The organism is Bradyrhizobium sp. CCGB12, from assembly GCF_024199845.1.
GTDB lineage: Bacteria > Pseudomonadota > Alphaproteobacteria > Rhizobiales > Xanthobacteraceae > Bradyrhizobium.
Genome location: NZ_JANADO010000001.1, coordinates 7,310,902 through 7,326,408, shown reverse-complemented (window position 1 = coordinate 7,326,408; position 15,507 = coordinate 7,310,902). Strand labels below are relative to the sequence as shown.

Genomic DNA, 15,507 nt, shown 5'->3' with positions numbered 1-15,507 from the left:
CGCCGTAATGCTATACCGTCTGCGCCAAGAGCGGCAAATCTGTTCGTGATGGGGACTGGACGATGACGACGATCGCTTCGGATGCGCGCGTGGGCGCGCAGCGGATCTATCCGCCGCGCGCCGCCGTCATCAGCTGGATCTTCTTCGATTGGGCCGCGCAGCCTTATTTCACGCTGATCACGACTTTCGTGTTCGCGCCCTATTTCGCAACCGCCATCGCGCCAAATCCTGCCACCGGCCAATCATTGTGGGGCTTTGCGATGGCGGCCGCGGGCCTTGCGATCGCGTTGTTGTCACCGGTGCTCGGAGCCATCGCGGATGCTTCGGGCCGCAGGAAGCCATGGATCGCAGGTTTCGGCGCGGTGCTGGTGCTGGCGTCCTGCACGCTGTGGATCGGCAAGCCCGGCGATGCCGCCATCATTCCGCCGCTGCTCACCGCGGTTGCACTCGCCAGCGTCGGAGCGGAATTCGCCACCGTCTTCAACAACGCGATGATGCCGACCCTGGTGCCGCCGGAGCGGATCGGCCGGCTCTCCGGCACCGGCTGGGCGACGGGTTACATCGGCGGCATTGTCAGCCTGGTCATCGTGCTCGGCCTGCTCGCCGCCAATCCCGAGACCGGCCGCACGCTGCTCGGCCTCACGCCGCTGTTCGGGCTCGATCCCGTCACGCATCAGGGCGACCGTGCCGCGGGGCCATTGACCGCGCTGTGGTTCATCATCTTCGTGACGCCAATGTTCCTGTTCACGCCGGACTATCCGGCGAAGCGCCCGATGCGCGAAGCGCTGCGCGAAGGGCTGTCGGAGCTGAAGCGGTCGATCAAGGGATTGCCGCAGCGGAAATCTCTCGCGGCATTCCTGCTCGCCAACATGATCTACACCGACGGTCTGGTGTCGCTGTTCGCCTTCGGCGGCATCTATGCCGCAGGCACCTTCGGCTGGCATACGATCCAGATCGGCACGTTCGGCATCATGCTCGCGATCGCCGGCGCGTTCGGCGCCTGGCTTGGCGGCAAGCTCGACGATCGTCTCGGACCGAGGCGCGTGATCGCCGGCAGCTTGCTGGTCCTGCTGCTGTCGGTGGCGGCGATCCTGCTGGTCGACAAGGATAGTGTGTTGTTCGTCAAGGTCGCGCCGCCCCAGCCGGGCGCGGCCCTGTTCTCGAGCGCGGCGGAGCGCGCCTATCTGGTGCTGGGTTGCCTGATCGGTGCCGCCGGTGGCCCGCTGCAGGCCGCGTCACGCACGCTGCTGATCCGCCTCGCGCCGAAGGACCGCATCGCGCAGTATTTCGGCCTGTTCGCCTTGACCGGGAAGGTGACGTCCTTCATCGGCCCGCTGATGATCGGCATGATCACCGCGGTGACGGCGAGCCAGAAGGCCGGCATGGCGGTGCTGGTGGTGTTCTTCGTCGCGGGACTGGGGTTGTTGATGCGTGTGCGGGATTAGCCGCACCACGTAACCCTATCCTCGTCATTGCGAGGAGCGCAGCGACGAAGCAATCCAGACTTTCTCTGCGGAAACAGACTGGATTGCTTCGCTGCGCTCGCAATGACGAGTCGATAGGCTTAATGCCTGAAGTGCCGCGTTCCCGTGAACACCATGGCGATGCCGTGCTCGTCGGCGGCCTTGATCACTTCGTCGTCGCGCATCGAGCCGCCGGGCTGCACCACGGCGGTGGCGCCGGCCTCGATGCAGGCGAGCATGCCGTCGGCGAACGGGAAGAATGCATCCGAGGCCACCACCGAGCCCTTGGTGAGCGGCTCGGCGAGCTTCAGCTCACCCGCGGCATCCTGCGCCTTGCGCGCGGCGATCCGCGCTGAGTCCACGCGGCTCATCTGGCCTGCGCCGATGCCGACGGTGGCGAGACCCTTGGCGTAGATGATGGTGTTGGACTTGACGTGCTTCGCCACCCGGAACGCGAACTTGAGGTCGCGCATCTCGGCATCCGTGGGCGCACGCTTGGTTACGACCTTGAAGGTCATGTCGTCGACCACGGCATTGTCGCGGCTCTGCACGAGAAGGCCGCCGGCGACCGTCTTCGCTGTGAGGCCCGGCGCGCGCGGGTCGGGCAAGCTGCCGGCGAGCAGCAGGCGGAGGTTCTTGCGCGCGCCGATGATGGCGATCGCCTCCTCGCTGGCGTCGGGCGCGATGATCACCTCGGTGAAGATCTTCGTGATCTCGCGCGCGGTGTCGGCGTCGAGCGGACGGTTCATCGCGATGATGCCGCCGAAGGCGGAGGTGGAATCGCAGGCGAGTGCCTTGCGATAGGCGTCGACGAGGTTCGCGCCTTCGGCGACGCCGCAGGGGTTGGCGTGCTTGACGATGACGCAGGCCGCGGTGCGCCTGGCATCGAACTCGCCGATGCATTCATAGGCCGCGTCGGTGTCGTTGATGTTGTTGTAGGAGAGCTCCTTGCCCTGCAGCTGCCGCGCGGTCGAGACGCCCGGGCGCTTGTCCGGTGTCGCATAGAACGCCGCGGTCTGGTGCGGGTTCTCGCCGTAGCGCAGCGACTGGATCAGCCGGCCGCCGAAGGCGCGGAAGTCGGGCGCATCGATTTCGAGCTGGCGGTTGAACCAGTTCGAGATCGCAGCGTCATAGGCGCCCGTGCGCGCATAGGCCTTTGCCGCAAGCCGCCGGCGCAGTTTCAGCGTGGTCGCGCCCTTGTTGGCGGCGAGCTCGTCGAGCACGGCCTGATAGTCCTGCGCCTCGACCACGACCGCGACATCGTCATGGTTCTTGGCGGCGGCGCGGATCATCGCGGGGCCGCCGATGTCGATGTTCTCGATGCAATCCTCGAAGCCGGCGCCTTTGTCGACGGTCGCCTCGAACGGATAGAGATTGACGACCAGAAGGTCGATCGGCGCGATGCCGTGCGCCTTCATCGCCTCCGCATGCTCCTTGTTGTCGCGGATCGCGAGCAGGCCGCCATGCACTTTCGGATGCAGCGTCTTGACGCGGCCGTCCATCATCTCGGGGAAGCCAGTGAGGTCGGAGACGTCCTTCACCTTGAGGCCGGCCGCGGCGATCGCCTTGGCGGTGCCGCCGGTCGAGATCAGCTCGACGTCATGCGCGGCGAGCGCCTTTGCGAACTCGATCAGGCCGGTCTTGTCGGAAACGGAGAGCAGGGCGCGGGTGACGCGGCGGGGATGGTCAGTCATGAGCAAGATCCTCTGTCTTAAGGAGTGTCTATGCCCAGGCGCGCGGCGGATATGTATCGCGCTTCCCGATGGTGCTCCATCCAAGGTCGCCAGTCGCGCGAACGAGCGCTCGATAGCAGCTTTCGGTCGGTTTCACAACGCCAGACAGGACTGGCAGACACGCGTCTACAGCGGTAGTTCCGGCTCCCGCCGTGCGTTGCGCCGGGCATTGGTGACCGCGGGCGAGGCCGTGGAACGCACAAAACTCCAGCGGATCGAGGGTGCCTGCCGCGCATCCTGCCGGATCACGATCTGCGCGGTGCGCCGCGGCCCGTCATTGCCGGCCAGGAACACGCTGTCCTCGAGGTCGACCTTGTCGTCCAATGCTTCAAAGGTCCAGACGTCGCGGTTCGGCAGCACCAGCATGACGCCGCGGGCATCCGACAACCGGCTCGCCTTCACCGCCGGATGCAGATGGAAGCGCAGCGCGAAATCGGCATCCGCGCCCTTGAAGCGCCCGCCCTGCGGCGGCGACAGCGTGTCCTCGCCGTCGATGCGTGCGCCGTCATTGGCTATCATCAGGACGCGGCGATGGATCGCGCCGAATTTAGAGAGATAGCCGTCATGCGAGGTCGTCAGCAGCGTGCCGTTCTGCACCACCTCGCGATAGCTCTCGACTTCGACGGGACCGCTGGTGACTGGCGCGCCGTGCAATAGCCGCTTCATCGCCGACATCTCCACGAACTGGCATGAGGACGTCTCGTGATAGGCAAGCGTCGAATGCGCCACGGTGCCGCGCGCGAACGGCCGCCAATTGTCGCGGCCGGTGGTCGGCATGCCGCAATTGGTGACGATGCGGCTGATGCCGGAGGACAGTTCGAACGACAGGCAGCCGGCATGAGCGTCCTGGCTGACGCCAGCAGGCGGCGGCGGGCCGGTGTCGATGATCACAGTGGTCTGGCCGGCATCGAGGCGCTGGAAGCCGGTATGCGGCATGTTCGCCATCGGCGCGCCATGGGTGTCGTCATAGGCGAGCAGCGTCGCGAGCAGGTCGGACGGCGTCGCGCTCATGCCGTTGAACAGCGCGAAATTGCCGTCGCCGTGGCGGAAGAAGCGCAGCATCGGCATCATGCGGTCGATCGCGTTGAGTAGCGCTGGCGGCGGCGCGATGTTGCGCGCGGCAAACGTCTGCCGCAACGGCAACAGGTCGATCAGGAGGTCGATCAGGGCGCCCGGGTTGCGGGAGACGTGGCCGCCGTCGGGCAGGATCTGCCGCTGCAATTCGTCGGATAGCTTCTTCGAGGCGCTGCGGATCTGGCCCGCCTGGTTGGCGAGGCACAGCGCCGCGTAGCACAGCGCGATCAGCACCTGGAGCTTCGGCACGCCGTCGGGAATGTCGAGCATGGTGTAGCGCAGGAAGCGGATCTCGCGTGCGAGGGCGCGCAAATAGCGGCGGTAGAATTTGTTGTCGGTGTCGTTCAGCACCAGCGGCGCCTGCGACAGCAGCGAGATCACGCGCCGTGCCAGCACGTCGGCGCGGCGCGCGACCGGACGGCGCTTGTTGGCGGGGTTCGAGATCCAATCCTCGACCAGCGCACGCGCATTCGCCCGCGTCAGCGCGGTGTCGGCGGCGCGCAGATGCCGCAGCCAGCCGAAGCCGAGCAGCGCGACCTCCCAATCCTCCGATGGCGGTTCGAGATCGAAGATCGAGCGGCCGTGGCAATTGACGATCTTGCCGGCGAAGACGAAGCGGCCGGCATAGATCTCGGCGGCGCGGGTCGCATCGGCGGTGCGCAGGTCATGCGGTGCGATGATCAGCCGGTCGGTGCGGCTGGGCCAGACCCGCGACACCGCGACGGGTCCGCCGCTCGCGCGCGCCAGCATGTTCCGCGCGAAGCGGTTCATGACCAGCGTCGAGATACGTCTGCGTTGAGCGACCGACACGCCTTGCCTTGAAGGGGAGAGGAGGATTCCGACGAATCCTTATTAATCCCAAAATCGGACGGCTGACACCACCTTGAACGGCGCGAATCAGCGTCGATGTTGCAAAATCCAGTGCAAAATCAGGATTTAACGAGTCGGGCCGCGTAGAACCCGTCGAGCCCGCCGAGCTTGGGATCGGCGTTCGGCAGATGGCTGGGCAGGGTGCGCAGATCGCCGTCCCGGTTGAGGATTTCGTCGAGACCCGCGACCTCCGAGGCCTCGATCGGGACGCGCCGAAGCGCGGGCTCTGCCGCCAGCAGCGCGGTGATCGCCTGCTCTCCCTCTTCGGGTTCCAGCGAACAGGTGCAGTAGATCAGCGTCCCGCCCGGTCTCAGCAGCGACAGCGATTTGCGTAGCAGCCGCTGCTGGAGCGCGGTCAGGGCGGCAATATCTGATTCCTGCCGAAGCCACGCCACGTCGGGATGACGGCGGATCGTGCCGGTCGAGGTGCAGGGCGCATCGATCAAAATACCGTCGAAGGCTTCGGCAGGGCCGGCCCATTCCACGGCGTCGGCCACGACAGTCTCGGCCTGCAGCGACAACCTGCCCAGATTTTCGCGCAGCCGCGCCACCCGGGCGGGCGAGCGGTCGATGGCCGTGACATGCGCGCCTGATAACGCCAGCTGCGCAGTCTTGCCTCCGGGAGCGGCGCAGAGATCGGCGATGGCCTTGCCCTTGATGTCGCCGAACAGCCGGGCGGGCAGCGCGGCGGCGGCATCTTGCACCCACCATTGTCCCTCAGTGAAGCCCGGCAGCATGGTCACCGAGCCGTGCAGCAGCATCCGCACCGTCCCGGTCGGCAGCGTCTCGCCATGCAGCCGGCTTGCCCATTGCGCGGCGTCCGATTTCACGGTCAGGTCGAGCGACGGTTCGTGGCCGAGCGCGAGCGCCATGTCTCTTGCGGTCGCCTCGCCGTAATGCGCGCTCCAGCGCGCCAGCAGCCAGGGCGGCAGGTCCAGCGATTGCGTGGCGACTTCCTCGACCAGCGCCTTGCCCTCGCGCGCGCAGCGGCGCAGCACGGCATTGACGAGGCCGGCGTAGCGCGCCGCGCGCCGGTCGGATTGCACGAGGCGGACGGAGAGGTCGACGGCGGCGTGATCGGGCACGTCCATCCAGAGGATCTGCGCGGCGCCGATCAGAAGCGCGCTCTGCGCACGCGGCGCGTCGGAGGGAATGCCCTTGTCGAGCAGGCGGGACAGCACATGGCCGAGCGTGCCGAGCCGGCGCAGCACCGTGGCGACCAGGCGCCGCATCAGCGCGCGGTCGCGGTCAGCCAGCGTCTTCAGTCCGGGATGGGCGCCGCCGCCGTCGAGCTGGTCGTCAAGCGTGCGGTGCTTGTGCAGCACGCCGTCGACGATGTCGGCGGCAATCCGCCGCGCCGCAAGACCGGGCACTTCGGACGGAGGAGCGAAACGTTGAGATGGCATGCGGAAGCAAGGTTCTGAGCGAGCGGCAGTTCCGCCGCGATGGGCGCATGCCTTAACCAGCTCATCTGTGGCACGCGAATATGCCAAATGTAAGAATGGCCTCTCGCGTTTGCAGCCCTCGATGACCATTTCAGCAATGCGTTATTGGACCTCGCGCGCCCCGTGATCCTGCGCTAGGAACCGCCGAGATGAGTGACCAGCCCTCCGTTCCCAATCGCAAGCCGCTGCCGCCGGCAGCCCAGCGCGCGTTGGCCGAAGCCGAAGCTCGCCGGCAGGCGGCAACCGCCGCGCATGCTGAAGCTGCGCCGAAGGAGTTACAGGGACCGAAGGGACCCGAGCCAACCCGCTACGGCGATTGGGAGCGCAAAGGCATCGCTTCGGACTTTTGAGACGCCGCTTTACGCGCGCTCGTCTCAGGCCACCTTGCCGGCCCAGCCGACTCAGCCGTAGCGTGCGCGGATGTCGCGCTTCGATCCCAGCCATCCGTATCGGCCTTCGTACAGCGGCTCGCCATTCGGCCGCCGCTTGTCGGGGCTGGTGCCGTGGATGTTCGTGGTCGGCGTTGTGACGGCCGTCGTGCTCGGCTTCCGCCAGGGAACCATCTGGCCCATTCCGCATGTGGATGACGAACAATCGCGAGACGCCGCCGGGATCATCCTGAAGCAGTCCGGCAATCCTGATGTGAGGCAACCGGTCGAGGTCATCCGCACGATCGACGGTGATACCTTTCTCGCGCGCGTGCATCAGCGCGACGGGCGCGATCTCGTCGCGCGCGTCCGTCTGCGAGGCATCGATGCGCCCGAGATGAAAGCATCTTGCCGGGACGAGTTCGACAAGGCCGAGGCCGCAAGCGATGCGCTACGCAATCTGCTCGGTCAGGGCGGCGTGATGATCTATAATCTTGATCAGGACAAGTATGGCCGCCTGCTCGCTGATGTCGCGACCCGGCGCATCGCCAACGTCTCGGCCACGCTGCTCGCAGGCGGTTACGTGCGCAGCTACAATGGCGGCCATCGCGACGGCTGGTGCGCGCGCGGTTGGCGTTTCTGGTAACAAAAAAGCCGCGTCGCAAGACGCGGCTTTCGCAATCCTCTCGATCTCTCGGATCAGCGCGTCACGACCACCGTCGTGCCGACGGAGACGCGGCCATAGAGATCGGTGATGTCGTCGTTGAGCATGCGGATGCAGCCATAGGAGACGAAGCCGCCGATCGAGCCCGGCACGTTGGTGCCGTGGATCGCATATTCGCCGCCGGCCAGCGTCATCGCCGCAACGCCCATCGGGTTGCGCGGCGAGCCGCCCGGAATGACGTCGGGAATGTTCGGCTTGTCGCGCTTCACCTCGGCAGGCGGTGCCCAGGCCGGATTGAGGTATTTGCCATCGATCTTCGTCGTGCCGGCCCATTGCTTGCCGGCCTTGCCGACACCGACCGGATAGCGCACGGCATGTCCGTTATCGAGGATGAGATAGAGCCGCCGCTCGCCGGTTTTGACCACGATGGTGCCCGGCGAATAGTCGGCCAGGTGCGCCCCCACCATTTCCGGCCGCGCCTCTGCCGCCGTCGACATCAAGACAATCGTGGCGGCCAGCGCCACAGCAATCCTCATCGCCATCAATCTACCTCTGCCCCGAACGGATCGTCCAAAATTCACGCAAAACCGGCAATTGCCGCTTGCCCAGACAATCTTAACCGCGCCCGTTAACCGGATGGTTTCCACGCACGGCCGCCAAGGGCCCGCCAGCAGGCGGAACAAAGGAAATGTTCGAAATAAAGTAAATGACTTGAAAACAACACTCGGCCGGAAAGATACGGCCGCGACCGGGCGCACCCTGACAAGCGCGTGAGGATGTGAACGGCTGTTGTTTGAGAGGCGTGCGAACTGGATGGCACGCGTGCCCCGGACGCGCCGCGGCACGACGTGCCGCGAGGCAGAGCCGATATCCAGTTCTGTGCATTTGGAGGCATGGGCCCCGGCTCAGCAGCGGACCGCGAGTGCGCGCTGCGCTGCGTCCGGGGCACGAGAGCGTGCCCTACGCCGACTTCTTGTTCTGCCGGTTCTTGACGAGGTCGTCGACCACGGCGGGATCGGCCAGCGTCGAGGTGTCGCCCAGGCTGCCCGGCTCATCCTCGGCGATCTTACGCAAAATGCGGCGCATGATCTTGCCGGAGCGGGTCTTGGGCAGGCCCGGCGAGAACTGGATCTGGTCGGGCGCGGCGATCGGGCCGATCTCCTTGCGCACCCAGGTGACCAGTTCCTTGCGCAGGTCGTCGCTCGGCTCGACGCCGGCCATCAGGGTGACATAGGCGTAGATGCCCTGGCCCTTGATGTCGTGCGGGTAACCGACCACAGCGGCTTCCGACACCTTCTCGTGCGCGACCAGCGCGCTCTCGACTTCTGCGGTGCCCATGCGGTGACCGGAGACGTTGATGACGTCGTCGACGCGGCCGGTGATCCAGTAATAGCCGTCGGCGTCGCGCCGGCAGCCGTCGCCGGTGAAGTACTTGCCCTTGTAGGTCGAGAAATAGGTCTGCTCGAAGCGGGCGTGGTCGCCGTAGACCGTGCGCATCTGGCCCGGCCATGAGCGGGTGAGGCAGAGATTGCCTGATGTCTCGCCGTCCAGCACCTTGCCGTCGGCGTCGACGATTTCAGGGACGACGCCGAAGAACGGCTGCGTTGCCGAGCCTGGTTTCAGCTTGGTCGCGCCCGGTAGCGGCGTGATCAAAATGCCACCGGTCTCGGTCTGCCACCAGGTGTCGACGATCGGGCAGCGGTCGTCGCCGACGACGCGGTGATACCACTCCCACGCCTCGGGATTGATGGGTTCGCCGACCGAGCCGAGCAGGCGCAAGCTTGCGCGCGAGGTCTTCTTCACCGGCTCGTCGCCGCTCTGCATCAGCGCGCGGATCGCGGTCGGCGCGGTGTAGAAGATGTTGACCTTGTGCTTGTCGATGACGTTCCAGAACCTGGAATTATCGGGGTAATTCGGCACGCCTTCGAACATCAGCGTGGTCGCGCCATTGGCGAGCGGGCCATAGAGAATATAGCTGTGGCCGGTGACCCAGCCGACGTCGGCGGTGCACCAGTAGATGTCGCCGTCGTGATAGTCGAAGACGTAGTGATGCGTCATCGAGGCGAATACGAGATAGCCGCCGGAGGTGTGCAGCACGCCCTTGGGCTGGCCGGTCGAACCCGAGGTGTAGAGGATGAACAGCGGATCCTCGGCGTGCATGTGCTCGACCGGGCATTCGGTCGTCACCATCTTGGCGGCGTCGTGATACCAGAGGTCGCGTGACGGATTCATATCGACCGTGCCGCCGGTGCGCTTGACCACGACGACCCAGTCGACGCCGTCCGCCTTGGCGAGCGCCGCGTCGACATTGGCCTTCAGCGGCACCTTCTTGCCGCCGCGCAGGCCTTCGTCCGCGGTGATGATCACCTTGGATTGGCAGTCGTTGATGCGCTGGGCGAGGCTGTCGGGCGAGAAGCCGGCGAACACCACGGAGTGGATCGCGCCGATCCGCGCGCAGGCCAGCATCGCGTAAGCCGCTTCCGGAATCATCGGCAGGTAGATCGTGACTCGGTCACCCTTCTTGACGTTGCGGGTGCGCAGGATGTTGGCCATCCGGCAGACTTCGTCGTGCAACTCCTTGTAGGTGATGTGCTTCGACTGCGAGGGATCGTCGCCTTCCCAGATGATCGCGGTCTGGTTGGCGCGCTTGGCCAGATGCCGGTCGATGCAATTATGGGCGACGTTGAGGACGCCGTCCTCGAACCATTTGATCGAAATGTTGCCGGGTGCGAACGAGACGTTCTCGATCTTGTGGGGCGCCTTCATCCAGTCGATGCGCTTGGCCTGCTCGGCCCAGAAACCGTTCGGGTCCGAGATCGAGCGCGCGTACATGTCCTTGTACTTGGCCTGGTCGACCCAGGCGCGCTTCGCCCACTCTGCGGGTACGTCGTAGATCTTCTCGGACATGTTTCCCTCCACATACGGCAAGCCAAGCACAGACTTTCTGGCAAACCGACTTGATCGTCGAACGATTATGCGTCGGGCTAACCGTGCCCGACAAGGAGCACAAGCTGGACCTTCGGCGGGCCGCCGGCCATGCGGAGGGTCAAGGCCCACTCGTGTGACTGTCGCAGATGTGAAACAGGCCGGAGGCAGTTTTGACGTCTTTACCCAATCCACCGGAATAGGCCCGCGCAGGGCGTCCATGCGCCGCAGGCGGTATTTAGGAACCGTTCCTCACTGATTCGGGACTCGCAATGCGGTTCGGAACACCCTAAATGGCCAACCCGGGTCCAACGAGACCCCTTGGAACAATAATCAGAACAGCGGCATTGACCGATAACAGACAGGGCTAAGGCATAAGACTATGATGGATCAGCAGAATCTCGGGACGATGCGGCCCGCTTCAGCCGATCCTGCGGCCATTGCCCTCGCCAAAGCCCTCGGACAATGGCCGAAACCGACCGGTTTCAGGCGCCCGAGCCCCAAAAAGGCCTTCGACACGACGCCGGCGGCAACGGTGGAGGCCCTCGCCAAGGAACTCGGCCTGCGGCTCGGCGACCAGAACGAGCTGACCATCCGGCGCATCAAGCGCGGCAAGGGCTATTCCTTCGTCCGCCCCAACGGCGCCCATATCCGCGACGCCCGCACCATCCGCCGGCTGCACGCCATGGCGGTGCCGCCGGCCTACCGCGAGGTACGCTACTCGGCCGATCCGAGCTCGCATCTCCAGGCCGTGGGACGCGATGCCGCGGGCCGGCTGCAGTACCGCTATCACGCCGATTGGGAGAAGGTCCGCGAGCATCGCAAGGCGCATCGCCTGGAAAAGCTCGTCGGCGCGCTGCCAAAGATCCGGCGCAAGGTCTCGGCGTTCCTGTCGGGCGACGAGCCGACGCGCGAATTCGCGCTCTCGGCGGTCATCGAGCTGATCGCGCGCACCGCGATCCGTCCGGGCAACGAATCCTACGCCCGCCTCAACGGCACCCGCGGCGCCACCACGCTGCTCAAGTCCAACGTCACGCTGGAAGACGACTGCTTCGTGCTGACCTTCAAGGCGAAAGGCGGCAAGGCCGTGCGCAAGGAGTGCGACGCCGCCAAGCTCGTGCGCGCCATCGGCATTTTGCAGGGCGTTCCGGGCAAGCGCATGTTCCAGTATCGCGACGCCTACGGCATCGTGCGCGCGGTCAATACCACGCAGGTAAACGCGTTTTTGCGCGAGATCGCCGGCATCAAGATTTCGCTGAAGGATTTTCGTACGCTGATGGCGTCTGCCGTCGTCGTGGAATCGCTGTCGCGGATCACGCCGGCGACCAGCCAGCGCGGCCGCAAGAAGCAGGTGCTGGACGCGATCCGCGCCGCGGCCGATCAGCTCTCCAACACGCCGGCAATCTGCCGCAAGAGCTACGTTCACGACACCATCGTCACCGCGTTCGAGGACGGCATCCTCGAACGCTTCGCCGCGACCATGAAGGGCCAGCGCTCGCAGGCCAGGCGCGAGCAGCTTCTGGCGCAAGTGGTGGCGACCGCGGCGGTTTGACCTGCCGTTGCCACGTCTATCCTGAAACGCCCCGGTCTGGACCGGGATCGCCGCCCGCAGCTACCGTAGTGAGCCGTTCCAGATAATGAGCCCATCCCTTTGCGTGCGCAGCCGCCTGCTCTTCCGTCGGCAGCCCGCTATGGGTCATCCGCAACAACGTGCCGCCGTCGTGCTCGATCAGGTCGATCTCGATCAGGCTCGAGCCGGGCGGCACCTCCTGACCGCCCTCCCAGCCGAACGTGTAGGCCAGACGATGCACCGGCACGACCTCGCGGAAGGCGCCGCGGGCATCTCCGCCGCGCGGGCCGACGCCTTTGAGCAGATAAAGCCCGCCGGGATGCGGCTCCGTCGTCGCGTCGGAACCCATCCAGCCCAAAATCTTCTCAGGGTCGGTCAGATAGGCGAAAACGGTCGCGCGCGGGGCGGCAATCTGGGTCTCGCGTCGCACTATGAACGGTTCGGCGGTCATCGGCGATCATCCCTGGGCTGACACTCGGAGATGGCGGCGCCAGCGCGGCCCGTCAAGGATTGCCCGTGACAAAGGCGGCGTGCCTTCGTCATGATCGAGCCATGCAGCTCTCCCCGACCCTCGCCTGGCTTGTCGACGCCGCCTCGGACAGTTCCGGGGCGGACCGCCTGCTGGCGGAACTCGGCGCACATCTGGTCGCCGACGGCGTGCCGCTTGCGGCGGGCGCCCTGACGCTGGAGGTGCCGCATCCGCTGATCGCGAAGCGGACATGGTTGTGGCGTGCCGACAGCGGCCGGGTGATCGAAGCGCTTGGCTTTGCGCCGGGTGGCCTCGCGCCCGATCCGCCCAACGATGCCGGCCGCCGTTGGCTGCACGACATCGCGGGCGGAGAGGTGCACGAAGACATCGCCGGCCGGCGCGATGGACCGTTGCTCGGGTGGATCGGGCCGCGTCCGTTCACTGAGGATGAAATCGAGCAGTTGCGCCAGGCGGCGCGCTTTGCCGCGACGCCGCTCGCGGTGCTCGCCGGGCGTGCCACGTTGCGGGCGACGCTGGACGCCTATCTCGGCAGGCGCAGTGCGGAGCGGGTGCTCGCGGCGCCCTTGCGGCGCGATCTCGGCGAGACCATTCAGGCGGCGCTGCTCTATGCCGATTTGCGTAACTTCACGCTCTTGTCGGAAACCAATCCGCCGGCCGATGTCATCGCGGCGCTCGATGCCTGGTTCGATCGCATCGCCGGCGCCGTCCACGCCTTCGGCGGCGAGGTGCTGAAATTCATCGGCGACGGCGTGCTGGCGATCTTTCCCGTGATCGAGGCATCGCCCCGTCGTGCCTGCGATGCCGCTCTGCGCGCGGCGGGCGCGGCCGAAGCCGGGATGGCGTATCTCAACGGGGAGCGCCGTGCGCAGGGGCTACCGCTGCTCGCCTTCGGGGCCGCCCTTCATCTCGGCGAGATGCTCTGGGGCAATATCGGCGCGGCCAACCGGCTCGATTTCACGGCGATCGGTCCCGCCGTCAATCTCGCCAGCAGGCTCGAAGGGTTATGCAAGCCGTTGGGGCGGACCGTGCTCGTGTCTGGCGCGCTCGCCGCAGAGACGGATACGCCCCTCATCGCGCTCGGATCGCACTCGCTGCGCGGCATTGCCGCGCCATGCGAGGTTTTTGCGCTGCCGGAGACGTGAAGCCGGATATTGCAGGTCGTCGGGCGACGGCCGTGCCAAATTCTCGGTGTCGTCCCGGCGAAGGCCGGGACCCATAGCCACCGAATTATGTTGCAGCACGTGCTGGTAATCTTGAGTCCTCGCAAAACGAATGCTGCGGAGTATGGGTCCCGGATCTGCGCGCGCCTAAGAGCGCGCTTGTCCGGGACGACGGCGGAGAGTTAAGTCAACAACGCCTACATCCCACCCATCTTGCAGACCAGCTTCCACTCTTCCGCCGTCACCGGCTGCACCGACAGGCGCGAATATTTCACCAGCGCCATGTCGGCGAGCTTCTTCTCGGCCTTGATTGCGGCCATGGTCACCGGCGTCTTCAAGGGCTTGTCGGCCTTGATGTCGACGCAGACGAATTTTTCGGTCTTGTCGGTCGGATCCGGATAGGCCTCCTTGATGATCTCGGCGATGCCGACGATCTCCTTGCCCTCGTTGGAATGATAGAAGAACGCCTTGTCGCCTTTCTTCATGGCGACGAGGTTCTGGCGCGCGGTGTAATTGCGCACGCCGGTCCAGGCCTCGCCCTTGGCGCCCTTCGCGACCTGCTGGTCCCAGGACCACACCGACGGTTCGGATTTCACCAGCCAGTAGTTCATAACGCGCCCTATCCATTCGTCATGGCCGGGCTTGTCCCGGCCATCCACGTCTCTGCTATCAGTTCAATATCAAGACGTGGATGCCCGCGACAAGCGCGAGCATGACGGGAAGACGTCATTCCTCTGCCTTGAAGGGGCGCGTCAGCAGCCCAGAGATCGCCGCGTCAATCGTCAGCCTGCTATCCAGGATGGCGGCCACCGCTTGCGAGACCGGCATGTCGACATTCCGCGCGGCCGCGAGCTCGACCAGCACCGGCGCAGTGAATGCACCTTCCGCAAGCTTGCCCGCCGGCGCCGTCTCGCCGCGACCGAGCGCGATACCGAGTGCGAAGTTGCGCGATTGCGCGGTCGAGCAGCTCAGGAGCAGGTCGCCGAGGCCGGAGAGGCCAGAGAGCGTCTCGCTACGCGCGCCGCAGGCCCGGCCGAGTCGGGCCAGCTCGCTGAAGCCGCGCGTGGTCAGCGCGGCGAGCGCCGAGGCCCCGAGGTTGCGGCCGACCACGATGCCGGCGGCGATCGCCAGCACGTTCTTGGCCGCGCCGCCGATCTCGACGCCAACGATATCTGTCGTGTGATAGGGCCTGAAGGTCGCTGAGCCCAGTGCCTGCACCAGGCCGCTGGCCAGCGCTTCTTCCTTCGCCGCCAGCGTGACCGCGGTCGGCAGGCCGCGCGCGACGTCGTCGGCAAAGCTCGGGCCCGACAGGATCGCCGGCTGCGCGGCCGGTGCGGCTTCGGCGATGATTTCGGTCATGAATTTGTGGGTGCCGTGCTCGATGCCCTTGGCGCAGGCGACGACGGGTACCGGCGTCGCCAGATGCGAGGCGAGCAGGTTGACCGCGCCGCGCAGGTGCTGCGCCGGTGTTGCGATGAGCAGCATGTCGGCGCGCGCCGCGACCGCCAGATCGCTCGTCACGACGATCTCCGGAGCGATCCGCACGCCAGGCAGCCGTGGATTGTCGCGCGTCGAGGCAATCCGCGTCGCATGCTCGGCATTGCGCGCCCACAGCGTCACGGTCCGGCCTGCCCGCGCCGCCACGGCTGCCAGCGCCGTGCCCCAGGCGCCTGCCCCGATCACCGCGACGGATTTGAACGATGTCATCGCTCGATTCCTCCGCCCCCTCTCCCCGCCTGCGGGGA

The 15,507-nt window shown here is 66.1% G+C and carries 13 protein-coding genes and 1 riboswitch; of the genes, 5 read left to right on the top strand and 8 right to left on the bottom strand.

Going from position 1 to position 15,507, the window contains the following annotated elements:
- Positions 1-62: 62 nt before the first annotated feature.
- Positions 63-1,445 (top strand): MFS transporter, encoded by a 1,383-nt coding sequence (locus NLM27_RS33485; RefSeq protein WP_254147340.1) that lies wholly within the window; start codon positions 63-65, stop codon positions 1,443-1,445.
- A gap of 119 nt (positions 1,446-1,564) precedes the next feature.
- On the opposite strand, the gene purH is transcribed toward NLM27_RS33485, so the two are convergent.
- The 3 genes from purH to NLM27_RS33470 form a co-directional block, all read right to left on the bottom strand.
- Positions 1,565-3,157 carry a bifunctional phosphoribosylaminoimidazolecarboxamide formyltransferase/IMP cyclohydrolase gene (purH, locus tag NLM27_RS33480; RefSeq protein ID WP_254147339.1) on the bottom strand — a complete coding sequence of 531 codons (1,593 nt, stop codon included), beginning with the start codon at positions 3,155-3,157 and terminating at the stop codon, positions 1,565-1,567.
- Between the two features lie 25 nt (positions 3,158-3,182).
- Positions 3,183-3,264, bottom strand: a riboswitch (ZMP/ZTP riboswitch).
- Positions 3,265-3,322: 58 nt separating this feature from the next.
- Positions 3,323-5,041, bottom strand: a complete 1,719-nt coding sequence (locus NLM27_RS33475; protein ID WP_254147338.1) for a heparinase II/III family protein — start codon at positions 5,039-5,041, stop codon at positions 3,323-3,325.
- Between the two features lie 158 nt (positions 5,042-5,199).
- Positions 5,200-6,546 (bottom strand): RsmB/NOP family class I SAM-dependent RNA methyltransferase, encoded by a 1,347-nt coding sequence (locus NLM27_RS33470; protein ID WP_254147337.1) that lies wholly within the window; start codon positions 6,544-6,546, stop codon positions 5,200-5,202.
- Positions 6,547-6,734: 188 nt separating this feature from the next.
- On the opposite strand from NLM27_RS33470, the gene NLM27_RS33465 reads away from it, so the two are divergent.
- Positions 6,735-6,935, top strand: coding sequence for a DUF1674 domain-containing protein (locus NLM27_RS33465; RefSeq protein ID WP_254147336.1), 201 nt, complete (start codon positions 6,735-6,737; stop codon positions 6,933-6,935).
- Positions 6,936-7,005: 70 nt separating this feature from the next.
- Positions 7,006-7,599, top strand: coding sequence for a thermonuclease family protein (locus NLM27_RS33460; RefSeq protein ID WP_254147335.1), 594 nt, complete (start codon positions 7,006-7,008; stop codon positions 7,597-7,599).
- Between the two features lie 53 nt (positions 7,600-7,652).
- Here the strand turns inward: NLM27_RS33460 and NLM27_RS33455 are convergent, their stop codons facing one another.
- Positions 7,653-8,159 (bottom strand): L,D-transpeptidase, encoded by a 507-nt coding sequence (locus NLM27_RS33455; protein ID WP_254147334.1) that lies wholly within the window; start codon positions 8,157-8,159, stop codon positions 7,653-7,655.
- 418 nt (positions 8,160-8,577) lie between these two features.
- Positions 8,578-10,524, bottom strand: coding sequence for an acetate--CoA ligase (gene acs / locus NLM27_RS33450; protein WP_254147333.1), 1,947 nt, complete (start codon positions 10,522-10,524; stop codon positions 8,578-8,580).
- A 400-nt stretch (positions 10,525-10,924) separates the two neighbouring features.
- Between acs and NLM27_RS33445 the strand changes: the two genes are divergently transcribed.
- On the top strand, positions 10,925-12,094 hold the full coding sequence (locus tag NLM27_RS33445; protein ID WP_254147332.1) for a DNA topoisomerase IB: 1,170 nt from the start codon (positions 10,925-10,927) through the stop codon (positions 12,092-12,094).
- 16 nt (positions 12,095-12,110) lie between these two features.
- Here NLM27_RS33445 and NLM27_RS33440 read toward each other — a convergent pair whose 3' ends face one another.
- Complete coding sequence (locus NLM27_RS33440; protein ID WP_254147331.1) at positions 12,111-12,563, bottom strand: SRPBCC domain-containing protein; 453 nt, start codon at positions 12,561-12,563, stop codon at positions 12,111-12,113.
- 101 nt (positions 12,564-12,664) lie between these two features.
- On the opposite strand from NLM27_RS33440, the gene NLM27_RS33435 reads away from it, so the two are divergent.
- A complete protein-coding gene (locus NLM27_RS33435; protein ID WP_254147330.1) occupies positions 12,665-13,744 on the top strand; it encodes an adenylate/guanylate cyclase domain-containing protein in 1,080 nt (359 codons plus the stop codon).
- Between the two features lie 215 nt (positions 13,745-13,959).
- Here the strand turns inward: NLM27_RS33435 and NLM27_RS33430 are convergent, their stop codons facing one another.
- Both NLM27_RS33430 and NLM27_RS33425 read right to left on the bottom strand, forming a co-directional pair.
- Entirely contained in the window at positions 13,960-14,373 is a 414-nt protein-coding gene (locus NLM27_RS33430) for an EVE domain-containing protein (RefSeq protein ID WP_254147329.1), read from the bottom strand.
- A gap of 115 nt (positions 14,374-14,488) precedes the next feature.
- A complete protein-coding gene (locus NLM27_RS33425) occupies positions 14,489-15,469 on the bottom strand; it encodes an NAD(P)H-dependent glycerol-3-phosphate dehydrogenase (protein WP_254147328.1) in 981 nt (326 codons plus the stop codon).
- Positions 15,470-15,507: the final 38 nt, after the last annotated feature.

Coding starts and splice junctions, on each gene's coding strand:
- NLM27_RS33465 (WP_254147336.1), top strand. CDS start 6,735: ATGAGTGACCAGCCCTCCGTTCCCAATCGCAAGCCGCTGCCGCCGGCA.
- NLM27_RS33455 (WP_254147334.1), bottom strand. CDS start 8,159: ATGGCGATGAGGATTGCTGTGGCGCTGGCCGCCACGATTGTCTTGATG.
- NLM27_RS33460 (WP_254147335.1), top strand. CDS start 7,006: ATGTCGCGCTTCGATCCCAGCCATCCGTATCGGCCTTCGTACAGCGGC.
- NLM27_RS33445 (WP_254147332.1), top strand. CDS start 10,925: ATGATGGATCAGCAGAATCTCGGGACGATGCGGCCCGCTTCAGCCGAT.
- purH (WP_254147339.1), bottom strand. CDS start 3,157: ATGACTGACCATCCCCGCCGCGTCACCCGCGCCCTGCTCTCCGTTTCC.
- NLM27_RS33440 (WP_254147331.1), bottom strand. CDS start 12,563: ATGACCGCCGAACCGTTCATAGTGCGACGCGAGACCCAGATTGCCGCC.
- NLM27_RS33435 (WP_254147330.1), top strand. CDS start 12,665: ATGCAGCTCTCCCCGACCCTCGCCTGGCTTGTCGACGCCGCCTCGGAC.
- NLM27_RS33475 (WP_254147338.1), bottom strand. CDS start 5,041: ATGAACCGCTTCGCGCGGAACATGCTGGCGCGCGCGAGCGGCGGACCC.
- NLM27_RS33485 (WP_254147340.1), top strand. CDS start 63: ATGACGACGATCGCTTCGGATGCGCGCGTGGGCGCGCAGCGGATCTAT.
- NLM27_RS33470 (WP_254147337.1), bottom strand. CDS start 6,546: ATGCCATCTCAACGTTTCGCTCCTCCGTCCGAAGTGCCCGGTCTTGCG.
- acs (WP_254147333.1), bottom strand. CDS start 10,524: ATGTCCGAGAAGATCTACGACGTACCCGCAGAGTGGGCGAAGCGCGCC.
- NLM27_RS33425 (WP_254147328.1), bottom strand. CDS start 15,469: ATGACATCGTTCAAATCCGTCGCGGTGATCGGGGCAGGCGCCTGGGGC.
- NLM27_RS33430 (WP_254147329.1), bottom strand. CDS start 14,373: ATGAACTACTGGCTGGTGAAATCCGAACCGTCGGTGTGGTCCTGGGAC.